This is a genomic window from Novosphingobium organovorum (genome assembly GCF_022832435.1).
Lineage (GTDB): Bacteria > Pseudomonadota > Alphaproteobacteria > Sphingomonadales > Sphingomonadaceae > Novosphingobium > Novosphingobium organovorum.
Window position 1 is genome coordinate 1 of sequence record NZ_JALHLF010000043.1, and the last position, 23,052, is coordinate 23,052.

A 23,052-nucleotide genomic window follows, 5' to 3' on the forward strand; every position below is an offset into this window, starting at 1 on the left:
GCTGGCGGCGCGCCGCGTGGCCGCGCGCGCCTCAAGCGCGCCGACGACCACGCGCGACGGCACCCGGATCGAGGTTTTCGCCAACACCGGATCGCGCGAGGATGCCGAACTGGCGGTGGCCAACGGCGCTGAGGGCAGTGGCCTGCTGCGCAGCGAATTCCTGTTCCTCGAACGCCCTGCCGCGCCCGATGTGGCCGAACAGACCGCAGCCTACCAGGCGATCGCGGATGCCCTGGGCGATCGCCCGATGATCGTGCGCCTGCTCGACATCGGTGGCGACAAGCCCGCGCAGTATCTGCCGATCGAGGGTGAGGAGAACCCGGCGCTGGGGCTTCGTGGCATCCGCGTCGGCCTTGCGCATCCCGACCTGCTCGAGGCGCAAGTCGAGGCGATTGCGCGGGTCGAGCCCGCCGGGCGCTGCAAGATCATGGTGCCGATGGTCGCCAGCCTTGCCGAACTGCGCGCGGTGCGCGCGGTGCTGGACCGGGTGGCGCAGCGTATCGGCCTGCCGTGCGCGCTGGAGCTGGGCATCATGGTCGAGACGCCGGCGGCGGCGGCGACCGCCGACATTCTGGCGCGTGAGGCCGATTTCCTGTCGATCGGCACGAACGACCTTACGCAATACACGCTGGCGATGGATCGCGCGAACCCCTCGGTCGCGGCCTCGCTCGACGGGCTCCACCCGGTGGTGCTGCGCCTGATCGGGCAGACCTGCTCTGGCGGCGCGCGCCACGGGCGCTGGACCGGGGTGTGCGGCTCGCTCGCCTCCGATCCGCTGGCCGTGCCGCTGCTGCTCGGCCTTGGTGTCACCGAACTGTCCGCGAGCGCCGCGCTCGTCACCGATATCAAGGCGCTGGTCGCCACGCTTGATCTTGCCGCTTGCCGCGATCTGGCCGCGCGCGCGCTCGCATGCGCTTCGGCCGCCGAGGTTCGCGCGCTGGTCGCCCAATTCGAGAAGGAGAACGCGGCATGAGCACGCGCAAGCTGCAAGTTCTGGTCGAAACGCTTCAGCCGCTCGGCCGTGCGCTCATGCTCCCGATCGCGGTTCTGCCTGCGGCGGGGCTGCTGCTGCGGCTGGGCCAGCCGGACCTGCTCGACATCGCGCTCTTGAGCGCGGCGGGCGATGCGCTGTTCTCCCACCTCGGCCTGCTCTTCGCGATCGGCGTTGCCACCGGCTACGCGCGCGACGGCAATGGCGCGGCCTGTCTGGCGGGCATCGTGTGCTTTCTCGTCACGACCGAGGCGGCCAAGGTTCTCATGCCGGTGCCGGCCGGAATCGATCCGGCGCTGACTGGCGATGCGCTCACAGCGGCGGTCGCGGCGGCGAAGAGCGCGGCGATCGGTCGGCTCGACGTTCCGATCGGCATCCTGTCCGGGCTTGTCGGGGGCAATTTCTATAACCGCTTCTCCGCCTTTAAGCTGCCCGAATACCTCGCCTTCTTCGGAGGGCGCCGGTTCGTACCGATCGTCTCGGGCGTCGCGGGTCTGGCGCTGGCCGCGCTGATCGGTTTCGCCTTCGGCCCTATCGTAGCCGGAATCGACGGGATCAGCCGGGGCGTGGTCGACATGGGCGGCTTCGGGCTCTTCGTCTTCGGGCTGGTCAACCGCCTGCTGCTGGTCACCGGCCTGCACCACATCTTCAACAACCTGTTCTGGTTCGTCCTGGGCGATTACCACGGCGCGCACGGTGACATCCGCCGCTTCTTCATGGGCGATCCGACCGCTGGCGATTTCATGAGCGGGTTCTTCCCGGTGATGATGTTCGGTCTGCCCGCCGCGTGCCTGGCGATCTACCACACCGCCAAGCCCGATCGCCGCAAGGCGGTGGGGGGCATGCTGCTCAGCCTGGCGCTGACCTCGCTGCTGACCGGCGTGACCGAGCCGATCGAGTTCACCTTCATGTTCCTCGCGCCCGCGCTTTACGCGATCCATGCGGTGCTTACCGGCATCTCGATGTGGGTCATGGCCTCGCTCGGCGTGCATCTGGGCTTTGGCTTTTCGGCCGGTCTGTTCGACTATGTGCTCAACTTCGGCAAGGCGACCCGCCCGCTGATGCTGCTGCCGGTCGGCGCGGTCTACTTCGTGATCTATTACACGCTGTTTCGCGTGGTCATCACCCGCTTCGATCTCAAGACGCCGGGGCGCGAGGACGATCCGGTGGGCGAGGAAGTGGCCGATGCCAGCGATGGCGGCGCGCGCGGGGCGGCCTATCTCGCCGCGCTTGGCGGGGTGGACAATCTGCAAGGGGTTTCGGCCTGCACCACGCGGCTGCGTCTGATCGTTGCCGAGCAGGGCAGGGTCGACGATGCGCGGCTCAAGGCGCTTGGTGCGCGCGGGCTGGTGCGTCCTTCGGACAACGCGCTCCAGGTCATCCTTGGCCCTGTCGCGGACATCGTTTCGGTCGAGATCCGCGAAGCCATGGCGCGCGGTGGCACGCGGGTTGAATCCGTTGCAGTCTCCGAGCCGCAAACGGCGGCGGACCCGGCGCCCGCGCTCGATCCGGCGACCCTCGCGCCCGGCCTGCTGGCGGCACTGGGCGGGGCGGGCAATCTCGCCACGCTCGAACGGCGCGCCAACCGGCTGTGCGTGACGCTGGCGGATGCCGCGCGGCTCGACGAGACGGCACTGACGGCCGCGCGCGAAGTGGCCGGGCTGCGCGCGGTGGCCCGGCTTGACGCCACGCGGCTCCATTTGGTCCTGGCTCCGCAGATGAACTGACGGTCAACAGGGGGCTCCCTGCGAGGTTCGGCTTGCCGAGTGTCGGAACCTTGGGGGGCTGCGTTGTGGACTGCCTGGCAGGGACGCGCGCGGAGCGACCCCGCGCGTGGCCCTGCCCTTTGGCTGTATCAAGCGCTGCGAATGTGACAAAGCGTGGCGCACCACAGGACTGACTTGTCTTGAAGTGGGCGCTCTTTTTATAGAACCAACTTGGCAAATTGGTATTTATCGGTTCTAGTGCGCCAAGCCGCACGGTAACGATTTGAGGGGCAGGGCATGCAGGGCACGATCACGAGACGTTGGAAGCGCGGCGCGGCCTGCGCGCTGGCACTGGCGACAGGGGCGGCGCTGGCGGCTCCGGCTCTGGCCGCACCTGCCGTGGCTGCATCGGGCAAAGCCGCGCCGCTGCCATTGGTGCCCTATCCCGCTTCGCTCGAACGGACTGGCGGCTCCTTTACTCTCGCGCATGATGCCGCGCTGCTGGTTCCTGCCGCGGACCGCGATGCCGCAAGGGCCGCGCGCCTGTTAGCCACCCATGCGGCTACCGACGCTGGGCTCGCGCTGACGGTGCGCGAAGGCGATGGGCCGGGCGCGGTGCGCTTCGTTCGTGATGCATCGGTCACCGGGAAGGAAGCCTATCGCCTTATCGTGACCGCCAAGGGCGTGACGATCGCGGCTTCGCAGGCGTCGGGCTTCGTTTATGGCGCGATGACGCTGCTGCAATTGCTAGGCAGCGGGGAGGTCGCGAAGGGCGGCGTGCGCATTCCCGCGCTGACCATCGCCGACGCGCCGCGTTTTGCCTGGCGTGGGCTGATGATCGACACCGCGCGCCACTTTCAGTCTCTGCCCTCGCTGCGCGCGGCAATCGACGCAATGGCCGAAGTGAAGCTCAACGTGCTCCACCTCCACCTGACCGACGATCAGGGCTGGCGCTTCGAGGTCAAGCGCTACCCGCGCTTGACCGAGGCGGGGGCCTGGCGCACCAGCCCCGATGCCTCGGGCGGCGAGAGCGCCAAGGCCGACGTCGGCGGTTTCTACACGCAGGATGAGTTGCGCGCGCTGGTGGCCTACGCCGCCGAGCGGGGCGTTACGATCGTTCCCGAAATCGACTTACCCGGCCACGCGCAGGCGCTGATCGCGGCCTATCCGGAACTGGGCGTGATCGGTGCAAAGACTGAAGTCTCGCACGACTGGGGGATCAACCCCTATCTGTTCAACCCCGGCCCCGAAGGCATCCGCTTCGTCGAAGACGTGCTCGACGAACTGATGGCGGTGTTCCCCTCGCAGACCATTCACCTGGGCGGTGACGAGGCGGTCAAGGACCAGTGGGAACGCTCGCCCCAGGTCCAGGCGCAGATGCGCACCTTGGGCATCGCCACCGAGAACGGCTTGCAGAGCTGGATGATCGGGAAGCTGGGTGACTATCTTGCCGCGCATGGTCGGCGTTTGATGGGCTGGGACGAAATTCTTGAAGGCGGCGTTCCCGCTTCGGCCTCGGTGATGAGCTGGCGCGGCGAGGAGGGCGGCATTGCCGCCGCCAACGCCGGGCACGACGTAGTGCTCTCCCCTTCGCCGCAGCTCTATCTCGACAACCGCCAGTCGGACCTGGGGGACGAGCCGGCCGGGCGCGGCTTCACCCAGACGCTCGAGGCGATCTACAGTTACGATCCCATGCCCAAGGGCATCGGCGCGGACAAGGCGGGCCACGTGCTGGGCGTGCAGGCGAACGCCTGGAGCGAATACCTCGTTACCCCCTGGCAGATGCAGCACAAGCTGTTCCCGCGCGCGGGCGCGCTGGCCGAAGTGGCCTGGTCGAAGGAAGCAACCGGCGCGCGCGATTATGCGGGCTTCCTCACCCGGCTTGACCCGCAGATCCGGCGCTGGAAGCGCGAGGGGATCGAAGTGGCCGACAGCGCCTTTGCCGTCGACTTCGCCCTTGCCGCTCCGCGCGGGGCGGCGCTCGACGCCGCCAAGGTCGGTGTTACTCTGGCGACGCAGGCGCCCTACGGGACGATCCGCTATACGCTCGACGGTTCGGCGCCCGGTGCCCGCTCGAAGGCTTACACCCGCGCGCTGGCGGTGCCCTCCGGCACGACGATCACCGCGGCGAGTTTTGCCGCCGATGGCACCGCGCTTTCGGCTGCGCGCCGCTTCGACACGGCCCCGGCCGCGCTGATGACGACGCCCAACGCCGCGCTTTCGGGCTGCGCGGGCGCGCGGCTGTGGCTGCGCCTGCCGCTCGGCCCCGATGCCACGACGAAGGGCCCGGCCTATAACGTCAACATCTTCGATGCCTGCCAGGCTGATACCCACGCGCCGCTCGGCCACGCGCGTTCGGTGAGCGTGACGGTGGTGCGCCTGCCGCGCAATTTCGGCCTCGCGCACGACATCTGGAGCCAGGCGCTGCACTACCCGGTCAGCGCGCATGGCGAACTGGTCGCCAGCCTCGATTGCGGCGCGGCGGCAAAGGCGGCCAAGGCCGATCCCAAGACCGCGAGCGCGGCTCTGCACCACGATCCGCTGCCCGGTGCCACGCTGCTCGCCACCTGGCCGCTGCCCGATCCGGCCCCCGTTTCGGGCCGCTCTCCCCAACGCTTCACGGTCCACGCCGTTCTGCCCGAAGTTCCCATGAAGGACGAAAGCGACGTATGTTTCCAGTTCACCGCGCCTCTCTCCGGCCCGCTCTACGCGGTCGAATCGGTCGCCTGGTCGAAGGACGCGAAATGAGCGGGGCTAATCGCGCCGTGCGTCCGCTGGCGCTCCTCGCCGGGGTGCTGCTGGCTTCGAGCGCGTCCGTGGCGCTGGCCGCCGCGCCGCAAACGCTTTCGCTCGACGAGGGCTGGCAGGCGCGCATCGCGCCCGCCGATGCCGATGCGGTAAAAGCCCATCCGGGGGAGGCGGCGTGGTTCTCCGCGCGCGTGCCCGGTTCGATCCAGCGCACGCTGGTCGAACAGAAGCGCGTGCCCGACCCGTTCCTGGGCACCAATGAGGCCGCGATCCAGTGGGCCGGGCTGACCGGCTGGGACATGCGCCGCACGCTGGAGGTGAGCGCCGCGATGCTCGCACGCGGGCACCTCGATTTGGTGTTCGAGGGGCTCGACACTTTCGCCAGCGTTTCGATCAACGGGCACGAGGTGCTGAAAGCGGACAACGCGCACCGCACCTGGCGGGTGGACGCCAAGCCCTTCCTGCGCGAAGGGGCGAACACCATCGCGGTCCATTTCGCCTCGCCGATCCGCACGCTCCAGCCGATGGTTCTGGCTGAGAAGAACCCTTTGCCCGGCGAGTACGACAGCGCCTTCGGCGATGAGCCCAAGGGCAAGCAGACCTCGCCCTACATCCGCAAGCCCAAGTACGATTACGGTTGGGACTGGGGGCCAAGGATCGTCAACATCGGCATCTGGCGCCCGGTCAAGCTCGAAGCCTGGGACGATGCGCGCATCGACGGGCTCGACGTGGTGCAGACCGCGCTGTCCGACGCGCAAGGCCAGCTGACCGCGCGGGTCCACGTGGTGGCCGACAAGGCGGGCACGATGCGCCTTCGCCTCGCGCTCAAGGACCCGGCGGGCCGCGCGCTCAAGCCGGTGGTGCGCGACGTTGCCGTGGGCGCTGGTGCAAGCACGCTAGACGTTCCCGTGACGATCGCGAAGCCGCAGCGCTGGTGGCCCGCAGGTTACGGCGCGCAGCCGCTCTACGCGCTCGACGCTTCCATCGCCAGNTGGTGCAAGCACGCTAGACGTTCCCGTGACGATCGCGAAGCCGCAGCGCTGGTGGCCCGCAGGTTACGGCGCGCAGCCGCTCTACGCGCTCGACGCTTCCATCGCCAGGGGCCTCGGCGCGGGCGACGAAGAGGGCCGCACCGTGGGCCTGCGCACCGTCGAGCTGATCCGCGAGGGCGGTGCGATGGGCTTCAAGGTCAATGGCGTGCCCATCTTCGCCAAGGGCGCCAACCTCATCCCCTTCGACATGTTCCGCAGCCGGGTTTCGGCAAGCGCGATGCGCACCATCCTTGAGGACGCGCGCGCGGTGAACATGAACATGATTCGCGTGTGGGGCGGGGGTTCGTATCTTGAGGACAGCTTCTACGAGGACGCCGACCGGCTGGGCCTGATGGTCTGGCAGGACTTCATGTTCGGCGGCGCAGTGACCCCGCCCGATGCGGCCTACCGCGAGAACGTGCGGATCGAGGCTGATCAGCAGCTTGCGCGGCTGGGCAGCCACCCTTCGATCGTGCTCTGGGCGGGCGGCAACGAAGTGCTGTCGGGCTGGGAAAACTGGAGCGATCGCAAGGCGTTCAAGCGCGCCGTGGGCCCCGATGAGCAGGAGCGTATCGGGGTTGGCATGGCGGTGCTGTTCGACCGCGTGCTGCGCGATGCCGTGCTGCGCCATTCGCCCGGCACGCCCTATTGGCCGGGCTCGCCCTCGAACGACTACGAAGGGCCGACCGATACCGACGCGGCGGGCGATCGCCACTTCTGGGACGTGTGGTCGGGCTCCAAGCCGATCGTCAACTACACCCATTCGTGCCCGCGCTTCATGTCCGAATACGGCTTCCAGGCGATGCCCGCGATGGCCACGATCCGCGAATTTGCCGGGGACGGCGCGCTGACCCCCGATAGCCCGGTGATGAAGGCGCACCAGAAGTTCCTCGCAGGGGAGGGCAACGCGCGGCTCCAGTTCTACCTCGACGCGCGGCTGCGCCCGGCGAAGGACTTTGCCGATTTCGTCTACCTCACGCAGGTCAACCAGATGGAGGCCATCGCGCTCGCCGCGCGCCATCACCGGGCCTGCGAGCCGGTGACGATGGGCTCGCTCTACTGGCAGATCAACGACGTGTGGCCCTCGATCTCGTGGGCGAGCATCGACCATTCGGGCCGCTGGAAGCTGCTCCACTACGCCGCGCGCCGCTTCTTCGCGCCGCAGATCGTCACCGCCGAGCGCGGCGACAACGAAACCCGCGTGACGCTGGTGTCCGACGCGACCAAGCCGGTGGCGGCGCGCTGGACGCTGACCGGCTATGCGATGGACGGCACGAAGCTGGGCTCTGCCGGCGGGGACGTGACGCTCGCTGCGACCACGGCCAGCGCGCCGCACGTCGTGCGCGATGCGACGGTGTTTGGTTCGGCGCCGCTCACCGCGTCCTATGCGGTGGCGACGCTTTCGATTGGCGAGGCGATCGTTTCGCGCCAGATCGTCGAGCGCGCCGAGCCCAAGGACATGGCCTATCCCGCGCCGGGCATCCGCCTTGCCTGGGACGGCAATACCGTGACGCTGACCGCGACCCGCCTCGCGCGGGCGGTCATGCTCGACTTCGGTGAGCTGGATGCGCACCCTTCGGACAACGGGTTCGACCTGCTGCCGGGCGAGAGCCGCCGTATCACCGTGACCGCGAAGGCAGACGGTTCCGCGCTGGCCAAGGCGCTTGTTGTGCGCACGCTGGCGGGAGGGGCCTGATGGCGCGCTTTTTTCCCAAGGCATCGCTCGCCACGCTGCTCGCCGCGAGCGCGCTGACCAGCGTTGCCGTCCAGGCCGAGACTCCCGCTGCGGCACCCGCGGGTGAGACCATCGCCGCGCCGGTGCGCGCGGCGGTGGCCAAGGCGACACTCGAACAGAAGGCCGCGCAGCTCCAGAGCACCGCGCCCGCCGATCCGGCGATGGGCCTGCCGGCCTACGACTGGTGGAGCGAGGGGCTCCATGGCCTGGCCCGCAACGGCATTGCCACCGTGTTCCCGCAGGCGATCGGGCTTGCCGCGACCTGGGACCCGGCGCTGCTCGAAAAGGTCGGCACCGTCGTTTCGACCGAGGCGCGCGCCAAGTTCAACGCCGCGCCGCTGGGGGCCGACCGGCGCATCTACGAAGGGCTGACGATCTGGTCGCCCAACATCAACATTTTCCGCGATCCGCGCTGGGGCCGGGGGCAGGAGACCTATGGCGAGGACCCGTTCCTGACCGGCAGCCTCGCAGTGGGCTTCATCGATGGCCTGCAGGGGCCCGATCGCGCGCACCCGCGCGTGATCGCGACCGCCAAGCACCTCGCGGTCCATTCCGGCCCCGAGGCCGGGCGCGACAGCTTCGATGTCGACGTCGCGCCGCAGGATCTGGAAGCGACCTATCTGCCCGCTTTCCGCATGGCGGTGACCAAGGGCCGCGTGCTCTCGCTGATGTGTTCGTACAATTCGATCCACGGCACGCCGGTCTGCGCCGATGCGCCGCTGATCGAACAGCGCGTGCGCGGCGACTGGGGCTTTGACGGTTTCGTGGTCTCGGACTGCGATGCGATCGGCAATATCTGGCAGTTCCACCACTTTGCCTACGATCCGGCCGAGGCGGCGGCGGCGGGTATTCGTGGCGGCACCGATTTCAACTGCGGCACGGCTTACGGCGCGCTGCCACAGGCGGTGAAGCGCGGGCTGGTAAGCGAGGAGGCGGTTGATACCGCGCTCGAGCGTTCGCTCCAGGCGCGCTACGCGCTCGGCACGATCTACGGCGCGAGCGATCCGTGGGGGAGCATTTCGCCCAGCCAGATCAACACGCCCGCCGACCGCGCGCTGGCGCTTGAAGCGGCGCGCAAGTCGATCGTGCTGGCCAAGAACGATGGCGCGGTGTTGCCGCTCAAGGCCGGGACCCGGCTGGCGGTGATCGGCGTCGATGCCGATGACCTCGGCGTGCTGGAGGGCAACTACCACGGCACCGCGGCCCATCCGGTGACCCCGCTCGACGGTCTGCGCGCGCGCTTTGGCGCTGGCAACGTGACGTATGCCCAGGGCGCGCTGCTCGCCGAAGGGGCGCCGGTCGTGGTGCCCGAAACCGCGCTTTCGAGCGAGCAACAGCCGGGCCTTGTGGCGCATTACGCCGATGGCGAAGGGCACCGCGTGCTTTCGCGCCAGGAGCGCCGGATCGATTTCAACTTCACCCGCACCGCGCCGCCGGGGCTCGACCCCAAGCGCTTTACCGCAGACTGGGTGGGCGCCTTCACCCCGCCTGCCGCGGGCGATTACACGCTGGTCCTCGACGCGCCGCAGTGCTGGAAGGACTGCACGCGCCACGACGATGTCGAACTGGTGGTCGGCGCAAACGTGCTCCACAAGGGGCCGCTCGGCGGGCAGCGGGTATCGGTCACGATCCATTCGGACGGCCGCCCGCAGCCGATCCGCCTGCACCTCGATCACTATGGTGAGGACGAGGGGCTGCGCCTGATGTGGGTGCCGCCTGCGGGCGTGCTCGAAGCGGGGGCGATGGCCGCGGCCGACAAGGCCGACGTGATCGTTGCCGTGCTCGGCCTCTCGCCTGATCTGGAGGGTGAGGCGCTGCAGGTGCAGGTGCCCGGCTTCGTGGGCGGGGACCGTTCGGAGATCGAACTGCCCGAACCGCAAGCCCGGCTGCTTGCCGCGCTGCGCGCCACGGGCAAGCCCGTCGTCGCGGTGCTTTCGACCGGGAGCGCGGTGGCGATGGACCCGGCTCAGGCCGACGCGGTGCTGGTCAACTGGTACTCGGGCGAGGAGGGGGGCACTGCGCTTGCCGATACGCTCGCGGGCGTGAGCAATCCCTCGGGCCGTCTGCCGGTGACGTTCTACCGCAAGACCGGCGATCTGCCCGCCTTCGTCGACTATTCGATGAAGGAGCGCACCTACCGCTACTTCACCGGCGCGCCGCTGTGGGGCTTTGGCCATGGGCTGAGCTACACGACATTTGCCTATTCGGGGGCGAAGGCCACCGCGGGCGCGATCGGCGCGCCGGTCACGCTCATGCTCGATCTGGCCAACACCGGCGCGCGCGCGGGTGAGGAAGTCGTGCAGGCCTATGTCGTGCCACCCTCGGACGGGCACCACCCGATCCTGACCGAAGCGGTGCTCCAGCGCCAGCTCGGTGCGTTCACCCGCGTGGCGCTCAAGCCTGGACAAAAACGCAAGGTGACGCTCACGCTCGACCCGCGCCAGCTCTCGGTCGTCGACCGGCGCGGCACCCGGCGTGTTCTGCCCGGAGACTACAAGGTGTGGATCGGCGGCGGCCAGCCCGGCGATGGCGCCGGACAATGGGTTGGCTTCACGCTGACCGGACAGGCTACGGAGTTGCCCAAGTGATCGACCGTTCGTTCAACCGTCGCCGGCTCATGCAGGGCGCGGCGCTGCTCACCGGCGGGGCGCTGGGCGCCTCGCTCGCCGCGCGCCCGGCGCAGGCCGAAGAGAGCAGCTTCACCACCGACATCCCGATGCCGGTGGGCGGCGGGCGCCCGGCGCCGGACAAGCGCCGCTTCGTGAGCAAGGCGGTCGAGGCGGAGATCGCGCGGGTCTCGGCGAAGATCGCCGATCCCAAGCTGCGCACGATGTTCGAGGGGTGCTATCCCAACACGCTCGACACCACGGTCGAGATCGGGACGGTCAACGGAGCTGAGGATACTTTCGTCATCACCGGCGACATTCCGTGCCTGTGGCTGCGCGACAGCACGGCGCAAGTGCTGCCCTACATGCACCTGGCTTCGCGCGACAAGGATTTGCGCGCGATGTTTCGCGGGCTCATCGCGCGCCAGTCGCGCTCGATCCTGATCGATCCTTACGCCAACGCCTTCCTGCACGATCCGGCCGCGAGGACGAACCTGTCCTGGGCGCTCAAGGACCAGACGGCGATGAAGCCGGGGGTGGCCGAGCGCAAGTGGGAGATCGATTCGCTGTGCTACGCGATGCGCCTTGGCCAGCGCTACTGGCAGGCGACCGGGGACAAGCGCCCGTTCGATGCGACCTGGGCCGCGGCGTCGCGCGCGTGCATCGCCACGTTTCGCGAACAGCAGCGCAAGGAAGGGCGCGGGCCCTACAGCTTCCAGCGGGTCAGCAACCGGCCGACCGAGACCCTCCAACTGGACGGCTGGGGCGCGCCCACGCGTCCGGTCGGGCTGATCCATTCGGGCTTCCGCCCCTCGGACGATGCCTGCACCTATCCCTTCCTGATCCCGGCCAACCATTTTGCCGTGACCGCACTACGCGAAATGGCGCAAGTCGCGGAAGCTGCGCGCGGCGATGCCTCGCTGGCCGCCGATGCCCGCGCGCTGGCCGATGAAGTCGCCGCCGCGCTCGCGCAGTGGGGCACCATGCGCCTGCCCGACGGGCGCCAGGTCTGGGCCTACGAGGTCGACGGATTTGGCAACGCGCTGTTCATGGACGACGCCAACGTGCCTTCGCTGCTGGGGCTGGCCTATCTTGGCTGCGTTTCGGCCGATGATCCCTTGTGGCAGGTGACGCAGGCCGCCTGCTGGTCACCGGCCAACCCCTATTTCTTCAAGGGATCGGCGATCGAGGGGATCGGCGGTCCGCACGTCGGGCTCGATCAGGTCTGGCCGATGAGCCTCATCGTGCGCGCGCTCACCAGCACCGATGCGCAGGAGATCAGGGCGCTGGTGACGGCGCTGCGCGATACCGATGCGGGCACCGGTTTCATGCACGAGGCGCTCGACTGCAACGACCCGGCGAAATTCACCCGGCCCTGGTTCGCCTGGGCCAACGGCCTGTTCGGCGAGCTGATCATCCGCATCGTCGATACCTACCCCGATCTTCTCGCCGCGCCGCTCTGAGCGGCTCGCGCATCTTCTTTGCCAAGGACTGACCCATGGATCTCTCCCGCCGCCACTTCCTTGCCCGGACCGCGATCGCCGGGGCTGCCGCCGGCACCCTTTCGGGCGTTTCGGGCGAAGCGCTCGCCGCCGATGGCGCGACGACGCCCGCCCCCTGGGGCGCGCGCCCTTCGCCGCGCCAGCTAAAGTGGCACGCGCGGGGCATGTATTCGTTCGTCCACTTCGCCATGAACACCTTTACCGATAAGGAGTGGGGTTACGGCGATGAAAAGCCCGAGTGGTTCAACCCCACCGACTTCGATCCCGACCAGATCGTCGCGGCGGCGAAATCGGCGGGGATGAGCGGGATCATCCTGACCGCCAAGCACCACGACGGGTTCTGCCTGTGGCAGACTGAGACGACCGAGCATTCGATCCGCAACAGCCCTTACAAACAGGGTAAGGGCGACATCGTGGGCGAACTGGGCGAGGCGGTGCGCCGCGCCGGGCTCGACTACGGGCTCTACCTCAGCCCCTGGGACCGCAACCGCGCGGACTACGGCACGCCCGCCTATATCACGTACTACCGCGCGCAGCTGACCGAGCTGTGCACGCGCTATGGCAAGCTGTTCGAGGTCTGGTTCGACGGGGCCAATGGCGGTGACGGCTACTATGGCGGCGCGCGCGAGAAGCGCCATATCGATGCGCCCAAGTACTACAACTGGCCCTCGATCGTCGAACTCGTCCACAAGCTCCAGCCCGATGCCTGCACGTTCGATCCGCTCGGCGCGGACATCCGCTGGGTGGGCAATGAGGACGGGGTGGCGGGCGATCCGTGCTGGCCGACGATGCCCAACGCGCTTTACGATCAGGCGGTGGGCAATTCGGGCCTGCGCGGGGGTGAGCTGTGGTGGCCGGCCGAAACCGACGTCTCGATCCGTCCCGGCTGGTTCTACCACGCCGACGAGGATTCCAAGGTCAAGAGCCCCGAGCGGCTGGTGCGCCTCTACGACGAATCGGTGGGTCGGGGCACGAACCTGAACCTCAACCTGCCGCCCGACCGGCGCGGGCGCATCGCGGACCAGGACGCCAAGATCCTCAAGTCCTTCGGCGATGCCATCCGGGCGAGCTTTGCCAGGGATCTCGCCAGGGGCGCCGTCGCCCACGCCAGCGCCGAGCGCGGCGCGGCCTTTGCCGCCTCGCGCGTGCTCGACGGGCGGGCGGATACGTACTGGTCGACCCCCGACGCCGATCACACGCCCACGCTCACGCTCGATCTCGCCCCCGGCACCCGTTTCGACCTCATCCGCCTCAAGGAATTCCTTGCGCTGGGCGTGCGCGTGACGCGCTTTGCGGTGGAAGCCGAAGTCGATGGCACCTGGCAGCGGCTGGCGGAAAAGGAATGCATTGGCGCCCAGCGGATCATTCGCCTGCCCGCGAAGATCACCGCGCGGCGGGTGCGCCTTGTCGTGCTCGAAGCGCCCGCGTGCCCGGCGATCACCGAGTTCGCGCTGTTCGCCTCGGTTGCTCCCGTGCCGGTGCCCGCAATTGTCTCGAGCGATCCGACCGTGCTCGACACCAAGGGCTGGACGATCGTTGCGGCGAGCGCGCCGGGCGCCGAAGTCCTGCTCGATAACGATGCGGCGACGATCTGGCGCCAGCCCGCGCCGAGCGCTGGCAAGCCCGCCTTTGTCACGCTCGACATGGGCAAGACGCTCGACCTTGCCGGGTTCAGCCTGACGCCCGGGCGCCAGCTCGACACCAGCGCGGTGCCGCCCAAAGGCTACCGCGCCGAAGTCAGCCTTGACGGGGAGAGCTGGAGCGCGGCGGCCGAGGGCGAATTCTCGAACATCGCCTATGCGCTGTCGACCCAGCGGATCGCCTTTGGCAAGACGCTGGCGGCCCGCTACCTGCGCCTGACCTTTGCCGAAACCGCCGTTGATGCGCCGCGCCTCGCGATTGCGGGCGTGGGTGGCTTTTCGGGCAAACGCTGAGGACACGATGGCAAGGATGATCGACAAGGCCGTGAAGCGGGCCGGAGCGGCGCTGCTGGCGCTGGCGGCGGGCACGCTTGCCGCTGGAACCGCGCAGGCTGAGACCCCCGTGGCCAGCCTGCCGCAAGTGCTTCCGCGCCCGGTGGCGATGACGCTCAAGGGCGATACGCTGGCGCTCGGCACCCGCGCGCGGCTGGTGAGCGAAGGGCCGGTGGATGCCCCCACGCTTGCGCTGGTGCGCGAGAGCCTCGAAAGGCTCGGGGTGATCGAGATCACCACCGCGCGCGCGCTGTCCGCGCGCGCGGGTGAGACCCAGGTGGTGCTTGGCAGCGGGGCGCGCAGCGGGCTCATCAAGGCGCTGGGCCAGGCCGGTGGCAGCCCGATCGCCAAAAGCGAGGGCTACGCGTTTGCCTCGGCGCAAGACAAGCCGGGCGCCGCGCTCATCGTGCTGGCGGGCGCGGATGGCGACGGGCTCTACTACGCTGCGCAGACCTTCGCGCAGATCGCCGCGCGCGGCACGCTGCCTGCGCTGTCGATCGGGGACTATCCGGCGATGGCGGTGCGCGGCACGATCGAGGGGTTCTACGGGGCGCCCTGGTCGCACGCCGACCGGCTGGCGCAGCTGGCGTTCCTGGGAGAGATGAAGGCCAACACCTACATCTACAGCCCCAAGGATGACGCCTATGCCCGCGACAAGTGGCGCGAGGCCTATCCGGCGGCTGAATTTGCCGATCTGCGGGCGCTGATTGACGCTGCGCGGGCGAGCCACGTGCGCTTTACCTATGCGCTCTCGCCGGGACTTTCGATGTGCTACTCCAACCCCGAGGACGTCGCCGCGATCGAACGCAAGTTCGCCGCCTTCGCCAAGGCGGGTGTGCGTTCGTTCTACATCGCCTACGACGATATCCCGTATGACAAGTGGAACTGCGAGGGCGACGAGGCGCGCTTCGGAGCGCCGGGGCCCGAGGCGGCCGGACGCGCGCAGGCCTGGCTGACCAACACCGTGTTCGCCTGGCAGAAGGCAACGATGGGCGCCGATGCCGAACTGATGATCGTGCCTACCGAATACTACGACGCCAAGGTCAGCGGGTACAAGACCGCGCTCCAGGCGGTGGACCCCAAGGTCTTCATCCAGTGGACCGGGACCGACGTGGTGCCCGCCTCGATCGCGGTGCGCGACGCCAAGGCGGCGACCAAGGCGTTCGGCCGCAAGACGCTGCTGTGGGACAACTATCCGGTCAACGACTATGGTGAATCGACCGGGCGCCTGCTGCTGGCCCCCTATCGCGGGCGCGAAGGCGGGCTTTCGGGCGAACTGAGCGGTATTCTCGCCAATCCGATGAACCAGGAGGCGGCAAGCCGTGTCGCGCTGACCGGAAGCACCGCGTTCAGCTGGAACGATGCGAATTACGATGCGGACGAGACCGCGCGTTTTGCCGCGCGGCGCCTTGCGGGCGGCGATGCGCCGACGGCGCGCGCGCTCTTGATGCTGTTCGATCTGGAGAACCTGGCGCCCACGTTCGGCAGCCAGCCCTGGCAGCCGCAATCGCCGCAGTTGGCGCGCGAACTGGACGCGGTGCGCGATGCGCTGGCTTCGGGCACGGCGCCCGTGCAGGCCGAGGCGCTGCAGCGCCTCGCAGGCCTTGCCGCCCAGATGCAGGCCGCGCCGGCGACGATCCGCGCGGGTGTTACCGACAAGGGCTTCCTTGAGGAGACCGGCCCCTGGCTCGAGGCGATGGCGCTGTGGGGCAAGGCGCTCGCCGAAACGCGCGAGGGGCTGGCCGGGGCGCTGGCGCGCGCGGGTTCGGCCGCCGGGCACTTTGCCGCTGCGCAGGATGCGGTGAAGGTGGCAGAGGCGCTTCAGACGCTGCCCGGCACCACCCGTCCGCAAGGGGCCATCCGTCTTGGCGACGGCGTGCTCGATCGTTTCATTGCCGATGCACCCGGGCTCGTCTTCGTGCCCGCGCCTGCGCATTGATCGGGCTGGCGCAGACAAGAGCAGACCCATGGAGAGGAACCAAGACATGACCCTGTTCGGCGCGATCGAGGCGGGTGGAACCAAGTTCGTGTGCGCGGTGGGCAGTGCCGGGCGTGGCTCGCTGCGCACCGCGACGATCCCCACCCGCGATCCGCAGGCGACTTTTGCCGATGTCGCCGCCTTCTTTGCCGAAGCGGCCGATCTCGGCCCGCTCGGCGGGATCGGCGTGGGCAGCTTCGGCCCGGTGCGGATCGACCCGGAGGCGAGCGACTATGGGCGCATCCTGCGCACACCCAAGCCCGGCTGGGAGGGCTTCAACATCCTTGAGGGTATCCGCGCGTTCAGCGGTGTCCCGCTCGCGCTCGATACCGACGTCAACACGGCTGCGCTTGCCGAACTGGCGCTGGCCGGACCGGCGGTGCGCCAGCTGGCCTACGTCACGGTCGGCACCGGCATCGGGGTGGGCTTCGCGCGCGCGGATGGCGGGCTGACGGGGGGCTTTGCGCATCCCGAGATGGGCCATATCCTCGTGCGCCGTCACCCGCTGCACGGTGATTTTGCAGGCAATTGCCCGTTCCACGGCGACTGTCTCGAAGGTCTTGCGGCCGGACCGGCGCTGATCCGCGCCTGGGGGCTGACGCCCTCGCACATCCCCGAGGAGCACCCCTTCTGGGAAACCGAGGCCGATTATCTGGCGCAGCTGTGCATGACGCTGTTCCTGACCTGCGTGCCCGACCGCATCGTCTTTGGTGGCGGGGTGATGAAGCAGGAGCGCCTGTTCCCGATGATCCGGGCGCGCACGCTCGAACTTCTGGCCGGTTATCTGCAAGGCGCGGACGAGGCGGCTGCGATGGAGGCGCGCATCACCGCGCCGCTCTCCAGCGAACCGCCGGGGCTGATCGGCGCCTACCAGCTGATCGAGCGCCGCCTGAGGACGTAAGTCAAAGACCAATTGGCGCGATTGGCATCATTCCAATCGCGCCAATTTTGCCAAATTGGCAAAATTATTTTGTTTGAGCACGCCTGTTTCGCCCTTTTCACTTGGCGTGCCGGGCAAAATGATAATACCAATGTCCCTCGGCGATTTGCCGGATCGGGCAAAGGCTTTGGAAGGGGTGCTCAATGTCATTCGTGGATCGGGTCGGACGGCTGCCGGAAGGCGATCCGGCGCCTCTTTACCTGCAACTGCAGAAACTGATCCGTGATGCGATTTCCTCGGGCGTGCTCGAACAGAACGAGATGATCCCCCCCGAACGCGACCTGGCGACCTCTTACGGCATTTCGCGCATCACCGTGCGCAAGACCATCGGCGGGCTGGTGGAAGAGGGCCTGCTGACCCGCAGGCGTGGTTCGGGCACGTTCGTGACCGCGCGTGTCGAAAAGAACTTCTCCAAGCTCTCCTCGTTCAGCGAAGACATGCTTGCGCGCGGCAAGCGCCCTTCGAGCCAGTGGATCGCGCGCACGACGGGCATGGCCAATTCGGACGAATCGATGGCGCTGGGACTTGCCCCGCGCAGCATCGTCCAGCGCTTCACGCGCCTGCGCTTTGCCGACGATGCGCCGCTCGCGCTCGAATTCTCGACCATTCCGGGCCATTGCCTGGGCGATCCCGAAGACATCGGCGAATCGCTTTACGAAGCGCTGGAAAAGCACGGCAACCGTCCGGTTCGCGCGCTCCAGCGCCTGCGCGCGGTGCCGTTCGGCAGCGACCACGCCAAGCTGCTCGACGTCGATACCGGCCATGCGGGCTTCCTGATCGAACGCCACGGTTTCAAGGCCGATGGGTCGATCGTCGAATTCACCCGCTCGTACTACCGCGGCGACATCTACGACTTCGTGTCCGAGCTGATCGACCCCAACTGAGCGGGACGACGTCTTCGACCTTCAAGGGGACGGTCGCGCCCTTGAAGCATTCCATGCCTTGAAAATTTACTCGGAAACCGGCCGGATCAACCCTTCCTGCGCCGCGCTGGCGACGAGGGTTCCGGTCCGGTTGAACAGCGCGCCGCGCGCAAAGCCGCGCGCGTGCCCCGCCCAGGGGCTGTCCATCGTGTAGAGCAGCCAGTCGTCGAGGTCGGGATCGGCGTGGAACCACATCGCGTGATCAAGACTGGCGGCCTGCAGGCGCGGGCTGAACAGCGGCGTGGGGTGTCCGATGAGCGCGGTGCCGAGCAGCGCGAAGTCGCTGGCGTAGGCGAGCACCACGCGCTGCAGGATCGCATCGGCGCGCATCGGGCGCGACAGGCGAAACCAGAAATACTGCGCGGGCAGCGCGGCGGCGCTGGCCTCGGCAGGCGGGGCCAGCCCCACGCGCACGTCGAAGGCTTCGAGCCGCTGGTGCATGAAGGGTGGCATCGACTGCCCCGTTGCCGCGAGCGCGCTGGCCATATCGGGGCATTTTTCGGGCGGGGCTACCTCGGGCATGGCGCGGGCGTGTTCGAAACCGGGTTCCTCGCCGTGGTAGGAGCTGGCGAGGTTGAGGATCGGACGACCGTCCTGCACCGCGACGACGCGGCGGTGGGTGAAGCTTCCGCCATCGTAATCGCGCAGCACGCGGTAGATGATCGGCTTGCGCTCGTCTCCGGCGCGCAGGAAGTAGGCGTGGAGCGAATGGGCGCGGCGTTCGCCTTCGACGCTGTGGCCCGCCGCGCGCAGCGCCTGGGCGATGACCTGGCCACCGAACACCCGGCCCGGCCGGGTTGATGTGGCGGGCGCGCGGTAAAGATCGGTGTCGAGCTGTTCGACGCTCAGCAGGTCGCGCAGCTGGGCGACGGCGCGCTCGAACCGTTCGCTATCGTCGCAGGGCGGTTGCATGGGTCTAGCCTTCCTCGTCGGGGCGGTTGCCGTCGAGCCAGGCGGCGGCCTGCTGCTCGATCGAGACCAGTTCGCCCAGCGTCTGGTCGATCGCGCGCTTCTGCTTGCGCAGGTCCTTGATCCGCTCGCTGACCTTGGTGCGCAGCTTGCGCACCTGTTCGACGTGTTCGGGATCAACTTCGTAGAGGTCGAGGAATTCCTTGATCTCGCGGATCGAGAAACCCAGCCGCTTGCCGCGCAGAATCAGCTGCATGCGGCCGATCTCGCGGCGCGAATAGATCCGCATGGTGCCCGCGCGCTGCGGTGCGATAAGGCCCTTGTCCTCGTAGAAGCGCAAGGTGCGCATGGTCACGCCGAGCAGGCCAGCAGCCTCCTGGATGCCGAGCATGTCGGGGGTGGAATCGTCCACAGGGGCGCCGAGCGGCGCGTTCACGCCCCCGGTTCCGCGGCCGTTTCACGCGCCTTTTCTTCGGCCACGAGCTCCTTCTTGGAGAGCTTGCCAACAAGCGTCTTGGGCAGCGAGTCGCGGAATTCAACGGAGCCAGGCATCTCGATCTTGTTAAGCCGAGTGCGCAGGAATTCCAACAGCTCATCGCTCGACAGGCTGTCCCCCGGATGCAGTGCAACAAAGGCCTTGGGCACTTGCCCGCGATAGGGATGGGGCACGCCGATGACCGCGGCCTCGGTCACCATGGGGTGTTCGTAGATCGCCTCCTCGATGATGCGCGGGTAGACGTTGTAGCCCCCGCACAGGATCACGTCCTTGATCCGGTCGACCAGGAAAAGGTAGCCATCCTCGTCGAGATAGCCGATGTCGCCGGTGCGCAGCGCGCCGTGGGCAAAGGTCTTGGCGCTGTCCTCGGGCCGGTTCCAGTAGCCTTGCATGACCTGGGGGCCGCGCGCGCAGACCTCGCCCTTTTCGCCCGTGGCGCACAGGCGCTCCAGATTGTCGGGATCGCGAATCTCGATCGCCGTGCCGGGGAAGGCGGGGCCGCACGAGTTGTCCTTGACCAGCCCTTCGAGCGGGTTGCAGGTGATGATCGGGCTCGCCTCAGACAGGCCGTAGCCTTCGACGACGCGCACGCCCGTGCGTTCCTCGAAGGTGTGGCGCACTTCGAGCGGGAGCGGTGCACCGCCCGAGATGCACACGCGCACGTTTGAGAACGCGCCTTGCGTGTCCTGGCCGTTGAGCGCGGTGTAGAGCGTGGGCACGCCGAAGAACTGGGTGGGCCGGGTGCGCAGCGCGGTCTTGAGGAAGGACTTCATCTCGAAGCGCGGAAGCAGGATCATCTCGGCCGCGGTGTCGATCGAGTAATTGAGCACGGTGGTCAGCGCGAAGACGTGGAACAGCGGCAGCACGCCCAGCGTGCGTTCCTGTTCGTCGGGCATGTGGCCCACGTGTGCGATCATTTGCGCCGAATTGGCGGCGAGGTTGGCGTGGGTAAGCATCGCCCCCTTGGGCACCCCGGTGGTGCCGCCGGTATATTGCAGCACGGCCAGTTCGTCGGGCGAGCGCTCGACCGGATCGGGATCGGCCTTGCGCGCGACGAGATCCTCGTAGCGCACGTAGCGCAGATCGTGTTCAGGCACCGTCACGATGTCGCGCCGCTTGAACAGCAGGAACGCGCCGCGCTTGAGCGAGGGCAGGGCATCGGCAAAGGCGCAGACCACCACGCGGCGCAGCTGGTGCTGGCCGAGCAGGTCGGCGATCTTGGGCAGCGAAATCTGCAGGTCGGTCGACACGAGGACTTCGCAGCCCGAATCCTCGACCAGATGAGCCATCTCGCGCGCGGTGTAGAGCGGGTTGAAGTTCACCACCACGCCGCCCACGCGCAGGATCGCGAAGTAGAGGATCACGTAATAGGGGGTGTTGGGCAGGCACAGGCCCACCCGCGTTCCCTTGCGCACGCCCAGGTCCTGAAGCCCGCGCGCGGCCTTGCGCGAAGCCTCGCCGATTTCGGCATAGGTCCACTTGCGGCCCATGAAGTCGATCGCGGGCCAGGCGCCATGGCGCTCCACCGCGTGATCGAGCAGGTCGGTGAGCAACCGCGGCGCGATCGGCGGCATCTCGTCCGGCTGTTGGGAGGAGCGTGTCTGTGCCGTGCGGTCAAGGCCGCCGATCGTCGCCGCGCCCCCCATCAGAACGTCACCCGTGCGCCCAGCGAGAAGACCAGGGCGGAGGCGTCCGTCAGGGTGCCGTCAACCAGAATCGGGGTCTGCGCGGCGGTTCCCGCGTAGGCCGCCGTGGTGCGGTCGATGGTGGTGTCCTTGAAGGCAATGTACGAGGCCGCGGCATCCACCGTGAAGTGCTTGCTGGCCTGGTAGCTGGCACCGGCCGAGAAATTCAGGCGGTTCGAATCGGGCACGCGCGCGTCGCGTTCGCCGTCGCGCGTGGGCGTCTGGCCGTACTGGAGGCCGGCGCGCACGGTCCACTTGGGATCGACCTTGTAGTCGACGCCGCCGGCGAAGCTCCAGGTGTCCTTGTAGTTTTCCGGGATCGAGGCGTTGACCGGATCGCCAAGGTCGATGGTGTCGAATTCGCTCCAGCCGTAGCGGATGACCTGCGCGTTGAGGGTCAGCTTGGGGCTGGCCTGGACCCGCACCGAGCCGATCGCCTGCCAGGGGGTCTTGAAGGTGGCGTGGGTGTTGACGGTGTAGTTCGAGCTGGCGAGCGCATAGAGCAGGCCGGAATTGGTGAGCGTTCCGGTCAGCTTATGCTCGATCGCCGACTTGTAGGCGAGGCCGACCGAAACGGGGCCACGATGGACCTGCGCGCCGACCGACCAGCCGATGTCCCAGCCATCGCCCTTGAGCTCCTGGTGCCCGTCGTCGAGCGCGGAGGATAGGTTGGGCAGGTAGTTCGAAAGCGTGGCCTTGGCGTATTCGACGTTGAGCCCGGCGCCCAGGTTGATGCCCGGCGCCAGCTGCACCGCGATGGTGGGCTGGATGTCGAAGGTGCGCAGTTCGGTCTTGTCGGCGGTGTAGCGCGTCCAGCTGGTGGCCGAATAGTCGGTGGTGAAGTTGTAGGGGGTGCTGATGGCGAGGCCGAGCGCGACCTTGCCAAAGCCGTAGGCGATCGCGCCCGAGGGCAGCACGCCGTTGTTGATCGGGTTGCGCGACACCGCGTCGCCGCCCACCGCTTCCCCGGTGGTGCCCGGGCGCACGATCACGGTGCCGCTGTCGGAGACCTTGCCGCGCGGCAGGATGGCGCTGGCGTGGATCGAGCCTTCGCCGCCCTGCATTCCCGCGATCGCGGAGGGGTTCCACCAGATCGAATCGACGCCCGTATCGGCAGCCTCACCCGAAAAGGCGCGCCCCTGCGCGCGCACCGACTGTTCCTGAAGGTAGAAGGCCTGCGCATGGGCGGTGCCCGCTGCGGTAAGGCCCAGCATCGAAACCGCCCCGAAGAAAACGGCACGACCGGTCATTCTTGTCATTGGTTACTCTCCCATCAACTCGTCTTGTTTGCCCTGTCTGATGCAGGAAGGGTTCAACGCGTAAGGCTGCTCACTTGATCCGCACCCAGGTCTGGGTCTTGCACAAGGGCCACACGATGCAGCCCTTGAGCTTGAGACTGTCCGGGCCATCGGGCGTGATCGTGGCCTTGTAGGTGCCGCCGTCCTCGGGGTTGTAGATCGTCCCGTTCTTCCACTTGTCGCCGTCGCGGGTGAACCCGCCGACGATCTGCAGACCCTTCAGGCGGCGCGAACGCTGGCTTTCGTCCTTGTTGTTGACGTCGCGCAGGTCCGGGTTGGTCTTGATGTGGTCCGAGTTCATCAGCCGCCCGCAGATCGAGGCGCCGCAGCGGCTGATTTCGACTTCGCCGTGCCGGGACGGCGTGCGCCACGAACCGAGCACCGAATCGGCGTTCGCGGCCAGCGCGGGCGGTGCGGCAAGGGCTGTCCCCGTAAGCGCGGCAAACGCGGCAAGGGGCGTAAAAATGGCGGATTTGCTGCTAGGCATACGCAATCATTCCATCCTCTCTCTGTCACGATCTAAGCCGGGAC

At 68.1% G+C, this 23,052-nt stretch carries 16 protein-coding genes and 1 pseudogene; 11 read left to right on the forward strand and 6 right to left on the reverse strand.

Going from position 1 to position 23,052, the window contains the following annotated elements:
• The 10 genes and pseudogenes from MTR62_RS11770 to MTR62_RS11815 form a co-directional block, all read left to right on the forward strand.
• A partial coding sequence (locus tag MTR62_RS11770; protein WP_327194405.1) for a putative PEP-binding protein occupies positions 1-973 on the forward strand: 973 nt, incomplete at its 5' end.
• Entirely contained in the window at positions 970-2,718 is a 1,749-nt protein-coding gene (gene nagE / locus MTR62_RS11775) for an N-acetylglucosamine-specific PTS transporter subunit IIBC (RefSeq protein ID WP_244021098.1), read from the forward strand. The genes MTR62_RS11770 and nagE, both read left to right, overlap by 4 nt.
• 276 nt (positions 2,719-2,994) lie before the next feature.
• Entirely contained in the window at positions 2,995-5,445 is a 2,451-nt protein-coding gene (locus MTR62_RS11780; RefSeq protein ID WP_244021100.1) for a beta-N-acetylhexosaminidase, read from the forward strand.
• Positions 5,442-6,371, forward strand: a pseudogene (locus tag MTR62_RS11785) (glycosyl hydrolase 2 galactose-binding domain-containing protein); the annotation flags it as partial. The gene MTR62_RS11780 and the pseudogene MTR62_RS11785, both read left to right, overlap by 4 nt.
• Positions 6,372-6,462: 91 nt before the next feature.
• A complete protein-coding gene (locus MTR62_RS21695) occupies positions 6,463-8,172 on the forward strand; it encodes a glycoside hydrolase family 2 protein (RefSeq protein ID WP_456152710.1) in 1,710 nt (569 codons plus the stop codon).
• On the forward strand, positions 8,172-10,799 hold the full coding sequence (locus MTR62_RS11795) for a glycoside hydrolase family 3 C-terminal domain-containing protein (RefSeq protein ID WP_244021104.1): 2,628 nt from the start codon (positions 8,172-8,174) through the stop codon (positions 10,797-10,799). The genes MTR62_RS21695 and MTR62_RS11795 overlap by 1 nt, the downstream gene beginning before the upstream one ends.
• A gap of 29 nt (positions 10,800-10,828) precedes the next feature.
• Complete coding sequence (locus MTR62_RS11800; protein ID WP_407672675.1) at positions 10,829-12,280, forward strand: glycoside hydrolase family 125 protein; 1,452 nt, start codon at positions 10,829-10,831, stop codon at positions 12,278-12,280.
• Positions 12,281-12,315: 35 nt separating this feature from the next.
• Positions 12,316-14,253, forward strand: a complete 1,938-nt coding sequence (locus MTR62_RS11805) for an alpha-L-fucosidase (protein WP_244021107.1) — start codon at positions 12,316-12,318, stop codon at positions 14,251-14,253.
• Between the two features lie 16 nt (positions 14,254-14,269).
• On the forward strand, positions 14,270-16,231 hold the full coding sequence (locus tag MTR62_RS11810; protein WP_244021118.1) for a beta-N-acetylhexosaminidase family protein: 1,962 nt from the start codon (positions 14,270-14,272) through the stop codon (positions 16,229-16,231).
• A gap of 28 nt (positions 16,232-16,259) precedes the next feature.
• Positions 16,260-17,171, forward strand: a complete 912-nt coding sequence (locus MTR62_RS11815) for an ROK family protein (protein WP_244021119.1) — start codon at positions 16,260-16,262, stop codon at positions 17,169-17,171.
• A gap of 27 nt (positions 17,172-17,198) precedes the next feature.
• Here the strand turns inward: MTR62_RS11815 and MTR62_RS11820 are convergent, their stop codons facing one another.
• Positions 17,199-17,354 carry a hypothetical protein gene (locus MTR62_RS11820; protein WP_244021120.1) on the reverse strand — a complete coding sequence of 52 codons (156 nt, stop codon included), beginning with the start codon at positions 17,352-17,354 and terminating at the stop codon, positions 17,199-17,201.
• On the opposite strand from MTR62_RS11820, the gene MTR62_RS11825 reads away from it, so the two are divergent.
• Positions 17,354-18,094, forward strand: a complete 741-nt coding sequence (locus tag MTR62_RS11825; RefSeq protein WP_244021121.1) for a GntR family transcriptional regulator — start codon at positions 17,354-17,356, stop codon at positions 18,092-18,094. The genes MTR62_RS11820 and MTR62_RS11825 overlap by 1 nt on opposite strands.
• Before the next feature lie 66 nt (positions 18,095-18,160).
• Here the strand turns inward: MTR62_RS11825 and MTR62_RS11830 are convergent, their stop codons facing one another.
• The 5 genes from MTR62_RS11830 to MTR62_RS11850 form a co-directional block, all read right to left on the reverse strand.
• Complete coding sequence (locus MTR62_RS11830; RefSeq protein ID WP_244021123.1) at positions 18,161-19,045, reverse strand: acyl-CoA thioesterase; 885 nt, start codon at positions 19,043-19,045, stop codon at positions 18,161-18,163.
• A 4-nt stretch (positions 19,046-19,049) separates the two neighbouring features.
• Positions 19,050-19,433: a MerR family transcriptional regulator gene (locus MTR62_RS11835; RefSeq protein WP_244021149.1), complete on the reverse strand. Its 384-nt coding sequence runs from the start codon at positions 19,431-19,433 to the stop codon at positions 19,050-19,052.
• Between the two features lie 41 nt (positions 19,434-19,474).
• Positions 19,475-21,184 carry a long-chain-fatty-acid--CoA ligase gene (locus tag MTR62_RS11840; RefSeq protein WP_244021124.1) on the reverse strand — a complete coding sequence of 570 codons (1,710 nt, stop codon included), beginning with the start codon at positions 21,182-21,184 and terminating at the stop codon, positions 19,475-19,477.
• Positions 21,184-22,482 (reverse strand): OmpP1/FadL family transporter, encoded by a 1,299-nt coding sequence (locus tag MTR62_RS11845; RefSeq protein WP_407672674.1) that lies wholly within the window; start codon positions 22,480-22,482, stop codon positions 21,184-21,186. Before MTR62_RS11845 ends, MTR62_RS11840 begins: the two co-directional genes overlap by 1 nt.
• A 70-nt stretch (positions 22,483-22,552) precedes the next feature.
• Complete coding sequence (locus MTR62_RS11850; RefSeq protein ID WP_244021126.1) at positions 22,553-23,008, reverse strand: DUF2147 domain-containing protein; 456 nt, start codon at positions 23,006-23,008, stop codon at positions 22,553-22,555.
• Positions 23,009-23,052: the final 44 nt, after the last annotated feature.

Excerpts from the sequence above, each read along its gene's own strand:
- MTR62_RS11830 (WP_244021123.1), bottom strand. The coding sequence starts at position 19,045 with ATGCAACCGCCCTGCGACGATAGCGAACGGTTCGAGCGCGCCGTCGCC.
- nagE (WP_244021098.1), top strand. The coding sequence starts at position 970 with ATGAGCACGCGCAAGCTGCAAGTTCTGGTCGAAACGCTTCAGCCGCTC.
- MTR62_RS11810 (WP_244021118.1), top strand. The coding sequence starts at position 14,270 with ATGATCGACAAGGCCGTGAAGCGGGCCGGAGCGGCGCTGCTGGCGCTG.
- MTR62_RS11780 (WP_244021100.1), top strand. The coding sequence starts at position 2,995 with ATGCAGGGCACGATCACGAGACGTTGGAAGCGCGGCGCGGCCTGCGCG.
- MTR62_RS11845 (WP_407672674.1), bottom strand. The coding sequence starts at position 22,482 with ATGACAAGAATGACCGGTCGTGCCGTTTTCTTCGGGGCGGTTTCGATG.
- MTR62_RS11815 (WP_244021119.1), top strand. The coding sequence starts at position 16,260 with ATGGAGAGGAACCAAGACATGACCCTGTTCGGCGCGATCGAGGCGGGT.
- MTR62_RS11800 (WP_407672675.1), top strand. The coding sequence starts at position 10,829 with ATGCAGGGCGCGGCGCTGCTCACCGGCGGGGCGCTGGGCGCCTCGCTC.
- MTR62_RS11825 (WP_244021121.1), top strand. The coding sequence starts at position 17,354 with ATGTCATTCGTGGATCGGGTCGGACGGCTGCCGGAAGGCGATCCGGCG.
- MTR62_RS11795 (WP_244021104.1), top strand. The coding sequence starts at position 8,172 with ATGGCGCGCTTTTTTCCCAAGGCATCGCTCGCCACGCTGCTCGCCGCG.
- MTR62_RS11850 (WP_244021126.1), bottom strand. The coding sequence starts at position 23,008 with ATGCCTAGCAGCAAATCCGCCATTTTTACGCCCCTTGCCGCGTTTGCC.
- MTR62_RS11835 (WP_244021149.1), bottom strand. The coding sequence starts at position 19,433 with ATGCTCGGCATCCAGGAGGCTGCTGGCCTGCTCGGCGTGACCATGCGC.
- MTR62_RS11840 (WP_244021124.1), bottom strand. The coding sequence starts at position 21,184 with ATGGGGGGCGCGGCGACGATCGGCGGCCTTGACCGCACGGCACAGACA.
- MTR62_RS11805 (WP_244021107.1), top strand. The coding sequence starts at position 12,316 with ATGGATCTCTCCCGCCGCCACTTCCTTGCCCGGACCGCGATCGCCGGG.